This window comes from Sphingomonas aerolata, from assembly GCF_023935825.1.
In the GTDB taxonomy this organism is placed as follows: Bacteria; Pseudomonadota; Alphaproteobacteria; order Sphingomonadales; family Sphingomonadaceae; genus Sphingomonas; species Sphingomonas aerolata.
This window is the reverse complement of the sequence record NZ_CP098762.1, coordinates 3,730,212-3,750,423: the sequence shown is the minus strand read 5'-3', so window position 1 is coordinate 3,750,423 and position 20,212 is coordinate 3,730,212. Positions and strand designations below refer to the sequence as shown.

Genomic DNA, 20,212 nt, shown 5'->3' with positions numbered 1-20,212 from the left:
AGTTTGGTAACATGCTCCAAGCGTAGACTCATGTTATAGTTCTCCGCCCACGCTTGAACATCATGACCCCAAAATGGCGCACACCGGTGGCCATTACCAGTCCCAGCCGCGTACGTGGCTCTGCGTGGCTGTAGATCGATGGATGCCGATACCAGGACGTGTGCTCGGTACCTGACGGCGTCCATTCAGGCGCGTTCGCGATCTCGGGGTTTGAGCTGTTGGGCGCAGTATGGGCCATCCCGCTTGCCCAATTATCGATCGACAGCGCCCACCGCGCCACATGGACTCTTCGGCAAACCCATTGCGCCGGCGGTTAAACAAAAACAGCCGCCAACCTCGAGAGGTTGACGGCTGCCTTCACACAGATGGCCACTGGGACCAGCTGTGAAATAGGCTTAGGCGAATGCGATCTTCGCCTGGCGACGACGAACGCGCATCGATGCGCCAATCCCGCCGATACCGAACAGCATGATTGCCCAGGTACCAGCCTCGGGAACTGCTGCCGTCGGCTCGAAGGTCGCGGTGCCGGCATAGGAGCCGTTGCCACGCGACGTGCCGTTCACGACGATCTGGTTCGGCACACCCGATGCGATCGAGACGTCGTTGAGCTCGAAGAACTCGGCGTTGCCGACAATGGTCTTCGTGGCTGCGACGCCGTTGATGAACACCGACAGGATGTCGAGATCGGTCGAGCTCGTCAGCCGCGTGGTGTTCGTGCTCAGCGTGCCGCTAGCCAGACCGGTCTGATCTATAATGAAGTTGAAGGTATCCTGGAAGGTGCCGGCCGCGATGCCCGAACGGCCGAAATCTGCCGAAACGGTACCATCGTTGATATCGCCGCGAACGGTGAATTCCGGATCGTTCGGGGTGAAGTCAACTGCATGAGCCGCTGGGGCCATCGCGAAGGCGGATGCGAATGCCATGGTCGAAAAGAATAGACGCTTCATGTTGGTTTCCTCGAGTTTGTCCTTAACGAAAGGATAACGGGGGCCATGGCGACACGCAAACCGCTCTATCGCAAAATCCAGCTATGACCTTGATAATGTCGATTTTCGGGAAAATCGTGCTTTTTCCGTCACAGACGATGCTACGGAAACCGCTCCCGTAGGCTTTGGGCAAAACTTTCCCTGCAAAAAGACCGGCTCAAGACGACCCCTGCGGGAATCGAACCCGTGCTTCAGGCGTGGAGCCGTAATTCGCTTCATTTTCAATGATGCTTGCCTGAAACCGCCTCAAAATCGGCGTCATGTTCAGCAATGGGTTGCGGCGCAGGGGCCATCAGCGATGGTATACTGACGAGTTTGCTGAAGCGGCCTGAGCGTTACCGCAACTAAGCTAGTGCGGCGTTTTCCGTGTCAAAGCACGAACGTGCGGCTTTGACCACTCCACCTCTCCTCATCGAGATGGGGCTGTCAGGTTCGCCGCGGATCGTCATGTCGTGGCTTAGTGCTCGGAACGATCCGCTGCCACTGGCCGCTGATTGCCTACGGGAGAACCAGTATGCTGCGCACCTCGAGGCCTGAAGTTCTGAACGTCTCAGCAGACGAGGGGGCGGGCTGTTCGATGGGCCCGGCCTTGCTCTCAAACTCGACATCGAAGCGGCGTAAGCGTCGCCCGATCAGTTGCTCTCCAGATGCGCCTTGGCCCGTCAGCAGCGGACAGTGATTAGGCAAGTGCCCCACTCGGGCCCATCCTCGTCGGGGTGAAGCGCTTGCGACATAGCCAACGCACAGAAAAAGGCCGCTTTCAGTCGCCCAGGGAAGGGGTGACACTTTCGATAGGTCTCTATCGATTGGCCGGGCGTTAATACGGGTGCTGTCCTGCAAATACAAACCAGTTTTTGGTTGATCAAAATTTCAGAACTGTTTGACCCGCCTCGACCATATAGTCGGAGCGGGGACATAGGTGCCAAATTTATCAAAACTACTGCTGCTTTAGGAACTGGGGCTGGCGCAATCGCGGCCACCCCTCGCGTTGGAGATGTCGGCCTTACAACTGCAGGCAGTCGTTCCGAAGTGCCAGCGCTGCAAGGCTTTTAGTTTAGGCGCAGTCGCTTGCGGTATGCTCGCCCAGTCCTGCTGCACAGAAATCCGGAAATCCAGACATTTCTTAGGTTCGGGGCAAGCCGTTCTTCGTGCGGGCAGTCAGATAGTTTGCCGTCGATAGTCTGGCCCGCGACCCGACCAGCTTCGAAAGTTTGCTCCATAATTCGATCAATGCCTTGCATGGCAAAGGAGGTAGAACCCGACCCCTTTCTACCGAGCGAACAAAGTTCCTTTCTACCGAATGAACTAAGCCCCAAACACCGGCCCTATCCTCATCTGGATAGAACGCGCGGGGGAATCGTACACCGGTCGATCCGCAGGCCGAGCCAAGCGGGGTGGCGGGCGTTTCGGAACATCGGGGACGGGGTTGGGTAGGAACGCGACCTGCAAAGCGGATCCGGATGTAGGCTCCGCTTCCGTGCATTGCCTGAAAAACGGCGACTGTTTGGCTTTCCTTCATCCGCTTGCCGATCAGCAGCGCGCGCTCGGCGCTGACATAGCCCAGATACATGCCGCGGTCACTGACGATGGCAGCGGCATTATCGTCGGGCCGGTTGGCCAACCTTAAACGCAACTCGACCACGGGGCTAAGCGCACTGGCCATACTGCCATAGCAAGTGTGTCATAAAGAGAATTGCGAAGGCGCGGCGGGCCTTTGCATCACGTTAAATCGAAAGTCTAAAATGCTATGATTTAACGGAGTTTTAGGCGTGCTGACGGACGACGGCCCCATGAACACCCATCGCGGCCCTGTGGCTAGTGCCGGCAAAGACCGGCTTGATCGTCGGTATTCGAACCGAACGGCGATGAGTCTTCCAGCCGTGCTCATCACACTCTTGCAGATGAGCATCCGGCTATCATTCAAAACGTGTCAACTCTGGGGTTCAAGCTTCGCTCGGAATACAGAGTTACGGTCGGACGGTTTGTTTCGCTCGATATACCGGGGCTCACTGTCTACTCGGGATGGGTCGCGTGGTCGTATCTTGACCTATTTGGGCTTGATGTGGCTAACGCCATTCCGGAGCCGGTCATCGAGTACATCATCGCGATGGCGTTACAGGCCAGCGAGGGCTCTCGCTCCGAAGTCGAGCGCCGAAACCTCGACATTTGATGGCCCGGTCAGCCCCCATAAATAATCGAGATGTCTGGATACAGGCGGGCGCCATCCTTGCAGAACACGGCGAACATACACCAGATTATATCGTCGATCAGATGGTCGCTGCCATCGGCGACCCCATCGCCGTAAAGGATTGGTACCGCATTGCCGCTGCAGTCGATGTTATTAAAGGCACTTGGGCATCTACTGCAAATTGCTGATCTCGAAATACGCTTCGGATGGTCGCAGATGTCGCACAATCCCGGTGAGGGAGGCCGTCACACTCTGGCTCTGGCCGATCTCGTTATCTTGCTACGCACCCTCCCAGAACATGACGAGCGGCCAGCGCTCGGGGCAATGATGCCAGAGGCACCGCAGGGCTAGGCGCACCGCTGGCGTGTCCACGCGACCGCTGACAGTCTCACTGAGCGTGGCTCACAGAACCTGGACCGCCAGATTGATTATGAGTCGTGTTTGATGATGCATTTGCCACGGCACCTATCAGGAACAGGCTTGTAAGGAGTCGATGTGACGGGACGGTGTCGCCTATGCACGAGCAATGATGAGGACGCGATGATCGAACACGTCGCGGCCTATATGTCAGGCAGCCGGATAGAGCGGCTCGAGGGTCGGGCGCCATGGAAAGAGGCCAGCGCTACTTGGAAGGCCGCGTTTAGAGAAATGGCTGTCGCTGCTTGGCAGGCACTCACGCTGCCAGCGGTATTTGGATCCGGTTACTTAACCCGACCGACGGACACTATCCTCCTGAGGATTCACTTGTCAGCCATTAACTATTTCTTAACCAGAAAAAACCGAGAATGTGTCAGCGAGCGGAGTCATTTCGATCGACATGACTTAGTGCGATACGATCCGAGGGCTCTATGCAGATCATTATTTATATCAGCAGAGCCAAGCAGAACTTTACGTCAGGTGATTTGGCCGACCTTCGCGACCTCGCTGATGCCGGAAACCGTTCTGAAGATATTACTGGTCTTCTCCTATCTGACGGTGCCCGCTTCATACAAGCGCTGGAGGGAGACGCTGCCGCAGTGCAGGCTGTGATGGATCGGATTGCTAAAGATTCGCGTCACGATAATATTAGCTACTTTAGGCCTATTACGACCAATTGTCGCCAATTCAGAAAATGGACAACCGAATATTTAGCTGAGAGAGACCTTGGCGAAGAAAGGGGATTCCTTGATCGTGTGATGAGACATGTCGCATATGTTGAATGCGACTCGATAAAAGCGGTTTTTATTGGATTTGCCGCTCTTTCACTAAGTCGGCGATTGACATTCTAAATCCGACTCATGCAGTCCCTTGTTATCAGAAGGGCATATCTGATCTGTGGCTGTGAACGACATAAGAAGGTCAACTAGACCAGTTCTTGGGGTCCGAGGCTGTGCCCTTGATGATCCGGTTCTTCCGGTGCGGGCGGCGGCAAGCGCCCGAAGACCGCGCGGCCTAGGGCGGCTGCATCGGGGCGCGCAGACTCGACGACGAGCCGATCAATGAACCTGACCGAAAAGCGCTAACTGCCTTGGGACGAGGCGCTGCTGGACTATTATCGCACGTTCAGCCGCTCAGCTCGAGGCGTAGCTCGACAGCGTCGCCAGACGAGCAGAGCATACACGCCATACGCCGGTTGCTCTTTGCTATTGCGTTCGCTTGGGAAGTCAAAGCTGGCTGTGGCAGTCGTCAGTTCGTCCATTGGAAAGGTACGCCCCTAGAAGAGTGGCCAGCGCTCGCCGCCAACCGAGTTTGCGCGGCTGCCACTACCGTTCGCCATGTATTTTACCCCACCAGTAGCAGCGACATACGCTGCACGACTTGCCTGCTGAAAGTGGAGCACCTGCTGCCGGGGCACTGATGCGGCGTTTGGGTTGCCGAATGGCTGCTTTCAGATAGCGGATCTCCAACCCCAGCGTCTGACCCTGGGCGTACATCTGCCCGGCCGCTTTTGAGCGCCGACTGTCCGCCATGCAGTGTCGGAAAATCCACGATATTCGCCAATCGGGGTTGGCGACGGCGTTTTGCGGCGATCGGGAGGCTGCCGTCCGAAATCACCTGTTGTTGCACAGTTGTCATTACGACCGGGCTTTCCACACATTTGACTAGGGTATGACGATCATGGGAAGAATTACGGCCCGACCGCTTTAGGGACGCTCAGATTGCGCGAGTGGCCGTTTGTTCACCTCGAATTGCGGGCGTACGCGCGCGTATTTCGGCTATCAATGCTCATAAATAGCCAATCCCGTAGCAGACATTATGACAGTGGCCTCTGAGACCTGTGAGTCGACGCCGAAAGTGGAACCCTGGTAGATCTTTGCGAAGCCATTGAGTCTGCGTCGAAGCTTTACAGGGGCTGGTATACCAAACAGCGCTGATCGGCACTCCTGTATTAGTGCGGGGCATCTAATTATATGACCGCGTCGCGATATCTGCGGCGTTTAGTAGCTTGACCTGATCGTCAAAGCGCAGAATCGTAGTCGGGCGCTGTCCGACCTCGACGACTTGCAAGACTTCGGTCACGACGACTTCCGTAAGGTTTTCAAATGCAGGATGACCAGAGAGACGTCCTACGGGGCGTCCGACGGCCGCAGCAGCGACTTCAGGCGACAACTCCATGCCCGGAAGGGATATGCTGGCGTTCTTACCCGTAATAACAGTCATGCGTCTCGAGCCGTACGGCATCGGCAGCAGGATCGTTAGCGATAGGTGACCGTCAACAAGACGCACCTCGCTTATCTCGATCGCATTCGTACGCGGAACTGCTCGCACGACGGCGAACTTCTCCGGGTCCACCCCGTGGTAACGCAATATCGCGGCAGAACAATTGCTAATCGTAACGGCCACTGGCCGATCCGCTGGTTGCCGATCCTCAGTCGGAACACGTGCAGTCATATCAGGAAAACCGGTTTTATCATTTGTGCTCCGGCGTATTTATGTCGGTACTGACGGCCTATACTTTTGGAATGCTTTAGATTTGGTTGTACTTACGTGAGCGTAGGAATGCGGTGGATGAACCACAGCCGCCAATGGTTTTCATTTATCTATGCCATCAAGTATTCTTAATCAGACTTTAACCATCTATGGGGCAGGCATGCGGGGCCGTAAGGGATGATACTAGATTATGGATAACCTTCTGATAACGACGTCCGCCGAATCGGATAAGGTAGCGAATGCGGCTGATGAAATAGAGAAAGCTGTCTGGTCCCGTATGGGATTTCTAAACTTCTCAGAGCCGTTCGTTCATTACTTTGATCTGATGGAGCGATATCCGGAATATCAAATTGCCGTCATCGATCGTGATCGTGACTATGTTGTGGCAACTGGCAACCTCATCCCGATGTTTTACGACGATCCGTCTAACTTGCCGGAGCGTGGCTGGGATTGGGCGCTTCAGTGCGCTGCCGAAACGACTAGCTGTGCACCGAACATGGTGGTGGGCCTCTCTGTTTCCGTACCGGACGCACATCGTAATCGTGGGTTGGCCCGCGTGGTGCTCGGTGCGATGCGCAACCTTGTAGAGAGCAAGGGCCTGGGCAAGCCGTTTCTCCCAGTGCGGCCGACCATGCTTGAGCAGCATCTCGATATGGATATCGCGGACTACGCAATATTGCGGCGGGAGGATGGTCGGCTCTACGATCCATGGTTGCGAAGTCATGAGAGGGCGGGGGGGCGCATGGTCAGTCTTTGCCGCAAATCCATGGTCATCGAGAAACCGGTCGGTTTTTGGGAGGCGTGGTCGGGTCAGCTTTACGAACGGTCCGGGAACTACCCTATCGCGGGCGGGCTGGCGCCTGTGGCGATCGATCTCGAGAGAGGGATGGGAAGCTATGTGGAGCCGAACGTCTGGTATAATTGATCGGCGCAGGCCGAGCCTGACCTCCATCGCGGTTCGAAAGCCTGCGACCACGCAGGCGCGCTCAATCATCCGTTATCAACTAAGCAATGCGGACTAGACAAGATCCCATTCCTTCTGGAGCACGGGATACGGGACGGGAAGAACAGGACCTAGAAGCGTCGCGTAAGTGCTAGTCCCGCGGTGCGCGCAAGGATCGGGCCCCACAGAGTGGCTGGCGAGATCCCTCCGCCGTTGTCGGCACCGGCGTAGCACAGCGAGTTCGTCACGTTGCGGACGTAGCTTTCCAAACTCCATTCTGCATTACCGGCATATCCCAGCCGCACGTCGCCTCGGGCGCAGACAGGCACCCGCCCAAAGCCCCGGTCGTCGAACGAGCCCCGTGCGCGGCTGGCGTAGAACGCCTCGCTCTGCACGTACAATTCGCCGTTTCGAAGTGGCGTTTGTAGGCGCAAAATCGCGCTCGTGGTTAGCGTAGGATTGCCTAGACCACCGCAGTCGGAAAGCGTGCAGCCGCGATCGCCGGTCTTAACCGTACGCGTCCAGGCGCCGGTGAGCGCCAGACTGACGTGACGGCCAAACCGCAGCGCCGCCTCCGCCTCAATGCCGGTGCCCCGGACCCTACCGATATTGATGACCTGCGTACTGCGGAGCACCGGATCGAAGACGTTGGCCTGCAGGTCGTTGTAGATGTAGTGAAAAGCCGTAATGGCGGCGGTGCCGCGACCGTCAGGAAGTCGGCCTTTCACGCCCAGCTCAACGCTGCGGACCGTTTCCTTACCATAGTCGTCGGGCTTTGTGCCGGCGGGAACGAGATCGTAATCATCAAGCGGTTCGGAGGCGACGAGGCTGAACGTTCCAAACCCTCCCGCCTTCATGGCCTTGGTAGCGCTTAGATAGATCGTCCAGTCATGGTTTGGGGCCCAACGTGCGTAGACGCGCGGCGAAACGCCGTCCCAAGCCTGTGCCGCCCGGACGTAACCGCCAGTGTAGTAGGTCGAGAGCCAAACATTTCCCAACGTGCTCGCGACTTGCGGCACGTCGAGATCGAACCGCTTGTGATCCCACGTGTAGCGAGCACCTGCTCCGATCGTGAAATCCGGGCTGGCCTTCCAATCCACCGCCCCGTAGGCCGAGATACCCCAGTTGGCCGCTTTGGCGCGGTTCACGTCGGTCAGAATGCCGTCCGCCGCAGGTACAAAGACCCGATCGCTGCCATAGATGTCCGCCACCAACTGGTTGCAGTCCGGATATCCATAGCCTGGGCCGCAGACGATCTTCTCCGATATGCCGTTGGTATAACTGCCTTTCACGCGCTCATGGTAAGCCGAAATGCCTGCCGCCCATTGCAGCGGACCTTTGCCCGTCGAGACGGCGGTGAACTCCTGACTGGCATAGTCGCCGTGCTGTCTGACGCCGAACGAATCGATGACCAAGGGTGTGCCGTCGTAGTCCTCAAGATACCGATAGCGATGAGCACGTAGTCCGGTCAGCGAGGCAAGCGTCACCGAGCCTGCATCGTGATCGATCCGTAGGGTTAGCGATCCGACACGGCTGTGGTCACGCAGCTTCGATAGATCACTGTCGACGTCCCGCCGACCGCCCCGGATCTCCAGTTGTGGATTCAGTTCGCGTAGCAGGTCAATCACCGCCGCATCGTTGATCCTAGCGCGATGCGGTGTGCCGCCAAGTTCGCGGTCGTCATATTCACCCGTAAGCCGTACCGTCGTGTCATTGCCCCGATGAAGCAGTGATACACGAGTTGCGGCCACGTCGCGGGATCCCAATTGTTTCGCATTGGGGAAGCTCGCATTTTGTGACGATCCTCTCTCGGTTTCCCGATCAACGGCCGCGCGAAGCGCCCAACCATCGCCTAAAGCGGCGTTGTAAGCCCCCTGAACCTCAAAGCGGTGCCTAGTGCCCGCACGGATCGTCACGTAGCCTTCGGCCGCGTCCGGTTCGGGCGCCTTGGTGACGATTGCCAGAGCTCCGGAAATCGCATTGCGACCGAACAGGAACACCTGCGGCCCGCGTAGCGCCTCAACGCGTTCCAAATCATAGGCGGTGGTGATCACCGAACCTGTCCGACCTTGGTGAACGCCGTCTCGAAAAATTCCAATCGAGGGGTCGCCACCAAGCCCGTAGTCGTTTGAAACGATGCCGCGAATGGCGATGCCGTCGACGAAGTTGTTCTCTGCGAAGCCGGAAAAACCGGGCGTGAACCGTATAACTGCCTTGGTATCACCCAAATCCGCTGCGTCGAAGCCTTTTCCGGACAAGGAAGTGATCGCGGCCGGTACGTCTATTTGACGCTCCGATCGACGCTGTGCGGTCACGATGATGTCCCTTGGTTCGTCGACGTCAATTCGTGATGTGGGAAGCTGGGCTGATGACGTGGTCGAGACCGATCCCGTCAACATCGCACCTGCCACCAGTCGCGAGAGCAAGATTTGTGAGATACGAATTGCTATTTCGCCACGCGCAGCGACGCTACCGGATCGACGGTGAACCCCTGGGATACAAGTGTGTTCAATTCTCGTACATGGTCAGTTGCTTTGATAGGTGGAAGCGCTCGCCCGTAGAGCCACCCCTGGAACTGATAGCAACCGAGCGCCTGAAGAATCCGCGCTTCGCTAAGGTACTCGACGCCTTCGGCCACCACTTCGATGCCGAGTGCACGGCCAACGTCGATGACGGCTTTCACCAAGGAAGCAGAGCGCGGGTCCTGCAGCTTGCCGTCGCAGATGAAGCTGCGGTCTATCTTAAGTTTGTCGAAGGTAAAGTCTTGGAGGTAGCTCAGGCTTGAATAGCCCGTTCCAAAGTCGTCGAGACTGATCTTGAAGCCCATAGCTCGAATGGCGTCAAAGGTTTTCCGGGTATCGGCAGTTGAATTCAGAAGGAGACCCTCCGTTATCTCGAACATTATGTGCGCAGGGTCAGCGCCGCTTATGCGTAGTTCGCGACTAAGGGTGTTGATCAGGCCAGCGGTGCTGATCTGCAGCGGTGACAGGTTGATAGAAACCCATAGCCCCGGCCACCGCAGGGAATCACGGAAGGCCTGTGAGATGATCCAGTCCCCAAGTATGGGCATCAGTCCCGCTCGCTCGGCAATCGGGATGAATTCTGCTGGCGGCATCGCTGCCGCATCGTCCGCCGGCCAGCGCAGCAGGGCTTCCATGCCGCAGACGCAGGCGCTGCGGATATCGACGATGGGTTGGTAGTGGAGTTCGAAGCGGCTGGCTTCAAGCGCATCCTGAATCCGCGTTTCACGTTCCTTCCGCACAACGATCTGGTCGTGCATGCCGCGGTGATACACTGCGCAACGCGCGCGGCCGCCGTCCTTGGCCTCGTACAGGCCAATATCAGCGTTGCGCAGCAACTCGCTGCTTCCGCGGCCGTGATCTGGTGCAATCGCAATACCGACCGATACGCCAATGCGTGATGGCTTTCCTGCGAGATCGAAAGGCTCTGCGAAAGCGCGTTGTATGCGATTTCCAAAGTCCTCTACCGATAGCCACTTTTCCGCATGCACCAGAGCAAACTCGTCGCCGCCGAAGCGCGAGACGAGAACACTGTCCGGGAAACCATTTCGCAATCGTTTGGCGACGGTCTTGATGAGAACATCGCCGACCTCGTGGCCCCATGTGTCATTGACGGTCTTGAAGTTATCGATGTCGCAAAATGCTACCATTGCGGGATTTGAGTCAATCAGGTGGGGAGCAAGCAATTTGTTGAAGTGTTGCATGAAGAGACGACGATTGGGAAGCGAAGATAGCGGATCAAAGTTGGCAAGGAAACTGGCCTCTCGCTCTTTGTCGATCAGCGAGATTGTCATTTTCTGCATTCGGCGGAATGTTGCGACTAGCAGAAATGCGGCGATCGCGGTAACGATGACGAAGAGCGGCAAGACGTATTGTAAGAGGATCCGGCCTGGTCGGCGGGAGGCCCATACAAGTTGGACGATCGGTTGGCCCTTATCATCTGTTAAAATATATGTGCCCGAATATTTATGCGAGGACGTTAGCGGTCTTACATGAAGCCCGTTGATCAGCAACGTGTCGGCATAGGTCTGAATGCGCTGCTCATTGATTTTGACGGCGCTGACGATCAAATGCGGCCGCTGCCGCAAGACCACACGTTCAGTGACTGGCACGATCGTCATGACCGTTAGTATCACAGCCTCGCCGGCATCCCCGATGATATGCGAACTCCAACGGCCACGCGAGTTGCTGCCGAGGGAGCCAGGGTACGCTCCACGATGTGTCTCAATGTTCGCGTCGCGTATTCGGCGACCGTCCTCTTTGCCGCTGCGCACGATCCTGACCAGTTCTGCTAATTCGCCGCCGTAAGGTCGAAGCGAAGAGGGGGGAAGCTGCCGACCGCCTTCGTAACCGTAGACTGGCTTGTTATCCTGATCGAGTATCCAGACGGCATCGTGTCCGTTCACCTTGCTGAGATATTGACCGATTTCATTGTTAAACCAGTCAACATCCATAACCGATGTCGTGGTCTTCTCGGCTGCGACGTCCCAAAATGCGATACTCTGAATTTCGTTTAAGGCTTCCACCACGTCTTGGCTGACAGCATTGTCAATTAGCTGCCTTTGCGTGTTCATTGCATCGGAATTCATTGAGAGTCCGGCAAGCAAGATCGCAAGGATCCCGGCGAGAGCCAGGCATAACACGACGCTTGCAACGGTTGCAGTGGGCTTCACATGACGGGGCATACTGATCGTTGGAGGAACGTATGTCATACCCGATCGGCCTTCTCGTCTGCCTCCCCTAGAAATCATAGGCCAATAGTGTTTTAGCATCGTTTGAGCCTATGGTTAGCATATGCTTTACAGGCGGTTAAGAGGCATGTGCGGTCTGAACCGCGTGCCCGAGCCAATCAAGTGGTTGACCGATAACGGCAACTGCTACACCTCTCGCAACACACGTGCGTTCGCGGTTGCTGACAACGCCGATCTACGAGATGCAGAAGTGCGCGGCAGCGTTAGCAGAGCGTTCAGCAGACTGGACTATGGCGGCGGCATGCCCATCACCGATCCAGACAATCGCGCCGAACTGATCGAAACCATCCATCAGCCTTGGAAGGCAACGCTAGGCGAATGCCTGCGTCGCTGGAACGGACTTGATCCACTTAGGCGCACGCAAAGCTATCTGGTGATTGAGAAGAACAGCGGTAATAGGCTGACGCTGAATGCAGCTATGATCGCTATCATGGCTGAACGCCTGGTGGCTTGACGCCTATCGGGCGGGTCGCTCAGCGAGATTTGGCTCTCGCCGCACGATCGTCATCGGGAACCTTCACTATTTCCCGAGCGACCGTGCCGGATCCACTCCGCTTGGCAGCGCGCGGTGCCGAGGACACGATCGCCGGCATCCGTGCCCGGCTCATCGCGAAATCTTCAGCCAATAGATGATGTGTAGGTTGATAAGCCCCGGTTTCTCAATATGCAGCCAGAGAATTGGAGATGCAGGTGTCATATTTGCTTTCAGAAGCCGACACGCAAGCGGCCAAACGCCTATTAGGCGGCGCAAAATACACGATAAACGCCAGTAGGGGTTGGCGACGGCGTTTTGCGACGGTCGGGAGGCTGCCGTCTGAAATCACCAGTTTGTCGCACAACGATATTTACGACCGGGTTTTTCACACATCTGATCGCCAAATGACGATAACGGGGGAGGAAGGCAGCCCGTCCGTTATTGGAAGTGCATGTGGCGTTAGCGGATGCCGCCTGTTGGTGGGGCCGTTACTAAGGTTCGTATTTCTCAGATAGTGGTATGGTGGCGGTCGGCGTCGATAAGGCTTCTACGCTACCGTCCTCGCCCACCGGCCTTCGAGGCTGGGTGATGGAATGAGGCTCGCTGGCCGCGGCATGCTAGGCGGTGGTGCAAACACACCGTTCGCCAAGTAGTTGATGGCATTAACGACACCTGCATGGGAGAAAGGTTTGGCAATCACTCCATGCGCACCGGAGAAATCCGCCGGTATCTTCGAGACGTTGGCCGTGACGAAAACGATCAGCGCGTCCGGCCAGTGCGTCCGTATGTAACGACACACGTCCAGGCCGCTCGAGCCATGCGCTAGATGAATATCAACAAACGCGAGCTGCGGATTGAGATCGTCGGGTAGCGCCTCAACGTCATGGAGGCTGGCCGCCTCAGCCAGAACGCGATGTCCACTATCCTCGACCATCGCCTCCATATCCATTGCGAGGAGCATTTCGTCCTCAACAATCAAAACTTGCATTGTATTGGTCATGATCGCGCTTCGGTCTGAGGAAACGTGATCGTCACGCATGTTCCAGGCATATTGTTGCGCCAAGTAGCCTCCGCGCGAGCTTGGCGCGCAAGACGAGTAATCAGCGACGTGCCAATGCTCTTGCTGCGGGCGGCTGAAGGCATGCCCGGGCCGTCATCGCATATTTGGATGGTCCCATAGTCGTTACCTCCTTCGACAACGAGACTGAGGTGACCCGACCGGCCATCTGTGAAGGCGTGCTTGACGGCATTCGTTAGAATCTCGTTGAGGATCAGCCCGAGCGCGGATGCATTGGCTGCATCCACGAACAGAGGCTGAGCCTTAACGTCCAACGTGATGTCGCTACGACCGCTTGACCCGACCACATCCGATACCAGGCTTTGCGCGAAGCTACCTATATCGAACCGTGCGATGTCGGAGGATTGGTAGAGCTGGCGATGGACCACCGCGAGGGCATCGACACGTTCGAGCATGGAATCCAGCTTCGATGCCACGGAAAAATCGTCGATAGTGCGAACCTGAAGGCGCAACAGCGATCCGATCATCGTAAGGTTGTTTTTAACCCGATGATCGACCTCATGAAGAAGGATGGTCTTGGCATCCAGCGCGGCGCGCAGATCGGCGGTACGACGCTCGACCTCGCGTTCGACCAGCAGCTTCTGATCATTGATAATATTTTGAGCCTCGACACGATCGCTAACGTCAAGCTGTGATGCGAAGAAAAAGCGGACGATCCCCTCGTTATCCCTGACTGGCGACAGATACAGCGCGTTCCAGAACGTCGTTCCGTCCTTGCGATAATTCAGCAGATCGACGTCAACGGCTTGCCCGACCCTGATGGCTTCGCGGACTTTATCGATTGTCGCAGGGTCGGTTTCGGGGCCTTGTAGAAAGCGGCAGTTTCGTCCGAGGATCTCGTCACGGGAATAACCCGTCAACTCCTGAAACGCGACGTTGCAAAACACGATCGGGTTATCATCGCGGGCCGGGTCGGTGATGACCATCGGCATCCGTGTAGCGCGAACGGCTGCCGCAAAGGGGTCGCCTCGGCCATGCTCGTAATCCAGTACGTCAGTTAGATGCCAGTCGTCACGTTGTTTCAAAGCTACCTCCAGCGAAGGCCGGAAGGCTCCACGCATGCGTGAACGTCGTTTACAGGAATATCGTTCCATTAGAGCCAGATCGCAGGCGACATTTCTTGTCGCGATCGTTGATTGTGGCATGGCGATTGTGCATTCTCGACATTGGATGCTCGCCGGGAACGGGCTAGTTTTCGATGCGGCGGATCGTTTTCGCCTGTCGCACGGCAATGCCCGTAGCGCGCTGATAAGATAACGGAAGGTATGCCCCTTGCCGTTGTGCAAGGAACTCCAGGCTCAATGTCGAAACAGTCCGAGGCAGACCAGACGATGCCCTTAAGCGGTTCCGGCCATGCCAGCGAGCACGAAGCGGAAACCCGGTTTCGGAATATGGCCGACCATGCCCCGGTCATGATGTGGGTTACAGAGCCAGATGGCTACTGCAGCTATCTCAATAAGCGTTGGTATGAGTTTACGGGGCAAACCGAGGAAGAAGCGCTCGGTCTGGGCTGGACGGCAGCGACTCATCCGGATGACCAGAAGCTAGCCGAGGACACTTTCCTTGCTGCGGTCGCCGTTCAAGGTCCGTTTCGCGTCGAGTATCGGCTGCGCCGTGCCGATGGCGTGTATCGGTGGGCAATTGACGCTGCCGCGCCGCGCTTCGCCGATGACGGAAGCTTTCTTGGTCATGTCGGCTCAGTCATCGACATCGACGAGCGTCGAGAGGCAGAAGACAAGCTGGCACTCAACGAAGAGCGACTTCGTCTCGCACTTGAGGTTGCGGAGATCGGGCAGTGGCATGTCGATACCGACACCGGAATTATGTTCTGGCCACCGCGAGTGAAAGCGATGTTCGGTATTTCGCCCGATGTTCCGGTGACGCTGGCAGACTATTCCAACGGCGTGCATCCGGATGATCGGGAAAAGACCCTTGCAGCTTACGAAGCAGCCTCCGACCCCCGGAATCGTCCTCTTTACGATGTCGAATATCGAACGATCGGCAGGGAAGACGGCGTCGTTAGGTGGGTGGCCGCAAAAGGCCGTGGTTTGTTCGATGCCGAGGGCACATGTTATCGCATGATCGGCACGGCTGTCGACATCACGTCGCGCAAGGCTGACGAGTTGCGGCTTCGCGAGCTAAACGAGTCTCTTGAAGCGCAGGTGGCCGAACGCACGGCCGATCGTAACCGTATGTGGCTGCTTTCGACGGACCTGATGTTGGTCACTCGGTTTGACGCGACGGTCACAGCCGTGAATCCTGCGTGGACGACCCTTCTTGGCTGGGCCGAAAGTGAATTGGTCGAGAGGCGCTTTATCGATCTCGTCCACCCGGAAGATGTAGCAACCACGCTGCATGAAGTGGAAAAGCTGTCCGAAGGGCGGACCACCATGCGGTTTGAAAACCGATATCGACGTAAGGACGGCACTTATCACTGGCTGTCATGGACCGCCGTGCCCGGTGAAGGTTTAATCCATGCCGTCGCCCGCGACATATCAGGCGAGAAGGAGCAGGCCGAAGCACTGAAGCTGGCTGAGGATGCCCTGCGCCAAGCACAGAAGATGGAAGCGATCGGGCAACTTACTGGTGGGGTTGCTCACGACTTCAACAACCTCCTCACCGTGATACGGGGGTCGGTCGATCTGCTGCGGCGTCCGAACCTTACGGCCGAACGGCGCGACCGATATATCGCCGCAATCGGCGATACTGCTGATCGGGCCGCGAAGCTGACGGGTCAGTTGCTGGCCTTTGCGCGCCGCCAGGCGCTGATGCCGGAGCTGTTTGACGTAGGTCAGAGTATTCTGGACGTGGCCACGATGGTACGGACTCTAGCGGGGGGGCGTATTGAATTAGAATTGAAATCCCCAAAAGAGCCGTTGCTGGTCAAGGCTGACCGAAGCCAGTTCGACACCGCGATCGTTAATCTCGCGATTAACGCGCGTGACGCCATGAATGGCGAGGGAGTGCTTACAATCGCTTTAGGCGCCGTTTCAGGTTTGCCTGCACGTCGAGCGCATGAGGCGGTTGCTGGCGACTTCGTCGCTGTGGCGGTGACGGATGAAGGGACCGGTATTGCTCAAGAGAATCTCAACCGTATCTTTGAACCCTTCTTCACGACCAAGGGGGCCGGGCACGGCACGGGACTTGGTCTGAGCCAGGTCATCGGTTTTGCCAAGCAGTCCGGCGGCGATATCAGGGTGGAGAGTGAGTTTGGAAAGGGAAGTACCTTCACACTCTATCTTCCACGGATGCTGACAGACGCCGGAAGACAGGACGAGCCGTTGGCTGAGGAGAGCATAGACGGACGCGGCATCTGCGTACTCATCGTCGAAGACAATGCTGACGTCGGAGACTTTGCGACCAGCGCGTTGCAGGACTTGGGCTATGCCAGCGTCCTCGCCCGGGACGCAGAAAAGGCCCTCGCTGAATTGGAAAAGGACGCTGAAAAGTTTGATGTCTTATTCACTGATGTAGTCATGCCCGGAGTAAGCGGCGTTGAATTGGCAGAGCGCGTTCGACGTCACTACCCGGATCTACCGATAATTCTTACGAGCGGCTACAGCCATGTTCTTGCAGAAAACGGTGCGCATGGGTTCGAGCTTTTGCATAAGCCCTACTCCCTGGAGCAGCTTTCCCACATTTTACATAAGGCTATTCGCCGGGGAGCGACAAACTTACAAACGTGATCGATTAGTATACAAGACACATTTTTGTCTATGTGCTGATATACGACGACATTGTTTCAGGGCGTAACGCCCCGCCTTAAATTGTATTGGTTGGGGGCCGACACGGAACGGCGGGCAACATGGTCAAGCGAACGCCCACCGCTGCAAGCCCGCTTTCCCAAAAACCGTTCCCAAAACGTTTTCCGAAATGGCGCCGGTACATAGAACGGACCCAGATATACGCCAGCGCCGTCAGCCCATTGCAAGCGTCCGAAATCACCTGTTTCTCACACATTCGTGACGGCAACCGGGGTTTTCCATCATCTGGTTGCTCGATGACTTGAATTGGGGACTTTCCTGCCCGTCTGCTTTTCCCGTCGGTACCTGATGTCAAAACCGTTCGAGACTGTTGAAAAAGGGCTGGTTGCGAAGGGGCTGAAGGCAACGATTGCGAAGTTGGGCCATGGTGTTTGCCGGTCAGCCGCGTTCGCAAGCGGATAGGTGCATTCTTGAACGGTAACACGGGCCTGTTTGATCACACCCGTTGCGACGGCAACGGTTGGTGAGGGTGATACGAAATACAAAGGTTCTTTTTTACAAATACTCGCCGATAGATGCTGATCCTGTTCTAAGTCTCCAAAATAATGTATTGCTCGCTAGCACAATAGACCGACTCGGTTTAATCAGCATGGAGGTGACTCGTGTTTGAAGCGGCGCCGATCTCGTCAGTTGATCAACTGCGTAATGCGGTCCCAGTTTTCTACTGGAACTTCGTCGCGCTGGAGATGAATCGCCTAACGCACAGCTTGAGCGGTCCGCAAACGGGGCCAACAATGAGTTCGCGTGCGCTCGGTCTCTTTCACCTAGCGATTCATGATGCGTGGTTCGGCCTGCAGACCTCGCCGACATTCCCGCCCTATCTCGGCATGTCATTGCCCGTCTTGCCGACTGGTGGCGGATCGCTCGGCCTTACCGCTCAAGAGGTGGCCATTGGCGGCGCTGCCGTGACGGTTCTGGACGCGCTCTACCGGAGCGCAGGCGCTGGCATTTCCGTGCTCGCCAGGGACCAGCTCGTGTCGGCGCTCGATAAGATGATAACCGACGTGCCATTCCAGCTAAACGCACTCGATCCCGCATTCGCGTTTGGACAGGAAGTAGCTGGCAGGATTCTCACGCTGCTCGCCGTTCAACCGGGGCAGATCGGTGCCGGACAAGGTCATTATAAGCCTCGTACCGATCGCTATTATTTTCGCGATGAACCGGTCAACCCGGTCAGGCTCCCCGTCATCGACCCCGACCATCCGGATCGGGGCGACAAGCCAATGCGAATATACCACGGGCCATTTTATGGTACGACCGTCGCGACCTTCTCGGTGACGAACGAGGACGCTCTAATCCTGGCACCCCCACCTAAAGATGAGCCTGCAAACTCCGGGCCGGAGCGTGCCGAGTATCGCGCGGCTCTGCGCGAGGTAAAACGACTTGGAGGGGCGGCCCATGCCGCTGGCACGACGCGGACGCCGAACCAGACGGTCGCGGCCTATTTTTGGGCCTATGACGGCGCCAACCTGATCGGGACACCACCACGCCTATACAACCAGATTGTCCGAACCATCGCCTGGGAACGCCGCGGCATGCAGGCCGACCCGGCGCTGCAGGTGGACGAGTTCGTCCGGGTCTTCGCGCTCGCGAACACGGCGATGGCTGATGCCGGCAAGTTCTCGTGGCGCGAGAAGTACCGGTACGAGTTCTGGCGCCCACTGTCGGGGGTCCGCGAGCATGACGCCATCCAAGGTCCCGAGTGGGACGACGCCGCGGGGACCTTGTCGAGCGAACAGCCGGTGAGCGAGCCAACCGACGGTATGCGCGATGGCGACCCGTTTTGGGAGGCGTTAGGTGCACCCGAGACTAACACTGACAAGATCGCGTTCAAGCCGCCCTTTCCGGCCTACCCCTCGGGTCATGCAACGTTTGGTGCCGCCTGCTTCCAGATCGTCCGGCTGTTCTACAAAGACCGCAACAACCTATCCTTTGGCGACCATGACTGCGATGAGATCGGCTTCTCGTTCGTCTCAGACGAACTCGATGGTTACAGTCGCGACCTTCACCAGGCCTATAACGCCGCGCGCCCGATCGCCGATCAGCCGGGAACGATCCGCACCCGGATCTCGCGATCGTTCCCCAGCCTGTGGCACGCAATTTTCGAAAACTCGCTCAGTCGTATTTTTCTCGGCGTCCACTGGCGTTTCGATGCGTTCCGCGCCTCCGATGCGCTTAGCAACCCGACCGGGAATAATGCCAAGTATAAGGATCCTTGCCGGATCAACTATGATCTGACGGCAGGCGAAATGGTGGGAGGTGTGCCGCTCGGCCTGTCCATCGCAGACCAAATCTGGGCGGCAAACATGTCCCCTGGACCTGCAGTGGCTGAGTCGATCGCGAAAATCACACCAGTAATGGCCCGTGTTATACCACCAACACCCCGGGTGGAGTCGTCTAACACCAATATCAGGTGAGGCACTCGAGTAGGAATGCCTGATGGCCTAGAACGATCTCCGCCGTTAATGAACGCCTAGTTCTCTCACCAGACCAGGCGTTGTCCTGAGACGCATATTTTAGCCAAGCTTGAATGGACTTATAACGGCAACCTTGCGATTCCCCTGCCATATCTCAAGTCCGCAACGATTGATGTGATCGGCAGCTTCAGCAATCGATTGTTCGTCGTGCAGCGCTGAGAGGTCCGCCCCTCTTACGATTTCGCCAGAACTTCCCAGCTCATAAATTCTATATCGCATACCATGTCCCCCACCCCAAGCCTGCCGGTAAACGGTAAACAGGGTGTTAATGCCCCCAGCAATCGGGTGACATACCAATGAGCCGCAGCTGGCTTAGTTTTGGTCGACGAACCTTCGCTTCTGTTGTGCCTCCATCAGCTCGGCCACGTATTCGCCGAGCGTGCAATACCGAGGATGGTGGCGGTGTGTGGTTGTAAACCGATGGATGTCGATACAAGACTTTGTGTTCAGTAACTAATAGGGATGATTAAAACGGGTTTGCGATCTAGGGCCTTTTACCATCGAGCGCAGTACCGTCTGACTCGCTTTAGAGTTCACCGATCAATGGCGTTCATTGCGTAGACCCGAGCTTGCTAAGTCTCAAATAGAAACACCCGCCAACCTCGAAAGGATGGCGGGTG

The 20,212-nt window shown here is 56.9% G+C and carries 14 protein-coding genes; 7 read left to right on the top strand and 7 right to left on the bottom strand.

Translation table 11 applies throughout. The features are described 5' to 3' along the window. Nucleotides 1-395 precede the first annotated feature (395 nt). Together NEF64_RS17155 and NEF64_RS17150 are read right to left on the bottom strand one after the other, a co-directional pair. A complete protein-coding gene (locus NEF64_RS17155) occupies nucleotides 396-947 on the bottom strand; it encodes an FxDxF family PEP-CTERM protein (protein ID WP_252574261.1) in 552 nt (183 codons plus the stop codon). Between the two features lie 1,162 nt (nucleotides 948-2,109). Further along, on the bottom strand, nucleotides 2,110-2,649 hold the full coding sequence (locus NEF64_RS17150; RefSeq protein WP_192143140.1) for a hypothetical protein: 540 nt from the start codon (nucleotides 2,647-2,649) through the stop codon (nucleotides 2,110-2,112). Between the two features lie 264 nt (nucleotides 2,650-2,913). Here NEF64_RS17150 and NEF64_RS17145 point away from each other — a divergent pair, with 264 nt between their 5' ends. The 3 genes from NEF64_RS17145 to NEF64_RS17135 all read left to right on the top strand — a co-directional run bounded on the left by NEF64_RS17145 (nucleotide 2,914) and on the right by NEF64_RS17135 (nucleotide 4,442). Beyond that, nucleotides 2,914-3,156 (top strand): hypothetical protein, encoded by a 243-nt coding sequence (locus tag NEF64_RS17145; protein ID WP_252574258.1) that lies wholly within the window; start codon nucleotides 2,914-2,916, stop codon nucleotides 3,154-3,156. After that, nucleotides 3,156-3,362: a hypothetical protein gene (locus tag NEF64_RS17140; protein ID WP_252574256.1), complete on the top strand. Its 207-nt coding sequence runs from the start codon at nucleotides 3,156-3,158 to the stop codon at nucleotides 3,360-3,362. Before NEF64_RS17145 ends, NEF64_RS17140 begins: the two co-directional genes overlap by 1 nt. Nucleotides 3,363-4,022: 660 nt before the next feature. Beyond that, nucleotides 4,023-4,442: a BLUF domain-containing protein gene (locus NEF64_RS17135; protein WP_252574253.1), complete on the top strand. Its 420-nt coding sequence runs from the start codon at nucleotides 4,023-4,025 to the stop codon at nucleotides 4,440-4,442. A gap of 1,114 nt (nucleotides 4,443-5,556) precedes the next feature. Here the strand turns inward: NEF64_RS17135 and NEF64_RS17130 are convergent. After that, nucleotides 5,557-5,997, bottom strand: a complete 441-nt coding sequence (locus NEF64_RS17130) for a hypothetical protein (protein ID WP_156360315.1) — start codon at nucleotides 5,995-5,997, stop codon at nucleotides 5,557-5,559. Between the two features lie 277 nt (nucleotides 5,998-6,274). On the opposite strand from NEF64_RS17130, the gene NEF64_RS17125 reads away from it, so the two are divergent. After that, the gene (locus NEF64_RS17125) at nucleotides 6,275-7,009 is read left to right on the top strand and encodes a hypothetical protein (protein ID WP_252574251.1); all 735 of its coding nucleotides are present in this window, start codon (nucleotides 6,275-6,277) and stop codon (nucleotides 7,007-7,009) included. A gap of 149 nt (nucleotides 7,010-7,158) precedes the next feature. Here the strand turns inward: NEF64_RS17125 and NEF64_RS17120 are convergent, their stop codons facing one another. Together NEF64_RS17120 and NEF64_RS17115 are read right to left on the bottom strand one after the other, a co-directional pair. Beyond that, nucleotides 7,159-9,342, bottom strand: coding sequence for a TonB-dependent receptor (locus NEF64_RS17120; RefSeq protein WP_192143142.1), 2,184 nt, complete (start codon nucleotides 9,340-9,342; stop codon nucleotides 7,159-7,161). 131 nt (nucleotides 9,343-9,473) lie between these two features. Then, nucleotides 9,474-11,654, bottom strand: a complete 2,181-nt coding sequence (locus NEF64_RS17115) for a bifunctional diguanylate cyclase/phosphodiesterase (protein WP_252574248.1) — start codon at nucleotides 11,652-11,654, stop codon at nucleotides 9,474-9,476. A 211-nt stretch (nucleotides 11,655-11,865) separates the two neighbouring features. Between NEF64_RS17115 and NEF64_RS17110 the strand changes: the two genes are divergently transcribed. Further along, nucleotides 11,866-12,252, top strand: coding sequence for a hypothetical protein (locus NEF64_RS17110; RefSeq protein ID WP_252574246.1), 387 nt, complete (start codon nucleotides 11,866-11,868; stop codon nucleotides 12,250-12,252). 568 nt (nucleotides 12,253-12,820) lie between these two features. Here NEF64_RS17110 and NEF64_RS17105 read toward each other — a convergent pair. Further along, nucleotides 12,821-13,273 carry a response regulator gene (locus NEF64_RS17105; RefSeq protein WP_031439427.1) on the bottom strand — a complete coding sequence of 151 codons (453 nt, stop codon included), beginning with the start codon at nucleotides 13,271-13,273 and terminating at the stop codon, nucleotides 12,821-12,823. After that, the gene (locus NEF64_RS17100) at nucleotides 13,270-14,412 is read right to left on the bottom strand and encodes a PAS domain-containing protein (protein WP_261362630.1); all 1,143 of its coding nucleotides are present in this window, start codon (nucleotides 14,410-14,412) and stop codon (nucleotides 13,270-13,272) included. The genes NEF64_RS17105 and NEF64_RS17100 overlap by 4 nt, the downstream gene beginning before the upstream one ends. A gap of 240 nt (nucleotides 14,413-14,652) precedes the next feature. Between NEF64_RS17100 and NEF64_RS17095 the strand changes: the two genes are divergently transcribed. Further along, nucleotides 14,653-17,037: a hybrid sensor histidine kinase/response regulator gene (locus tag NEF64_RS17095; protein ID WP_192143150.1), complete on the top strand. Its 2,385-nt coding sequence runs from the start codon at nucleotides 14,653-14,655 to the stop codon at nucleotides 17,035-17,037. A gap of 680 nt (nucleotides 17,038-17,717) precedes the next feature. After that, nucleotides 17,718-19,532, top strand: coding sequence for a vanadium-dependent haloperoxidase (locus NEF64_RS17090; RefSeq protein WP_252574241.1), 1,815 nt, complete (start codon nucleotides 17,718-17,720; stop codon nucleotides 19,530-19,532). Nucleotides 19,533-20,212 lie beyond the last annotated feature (680 nt).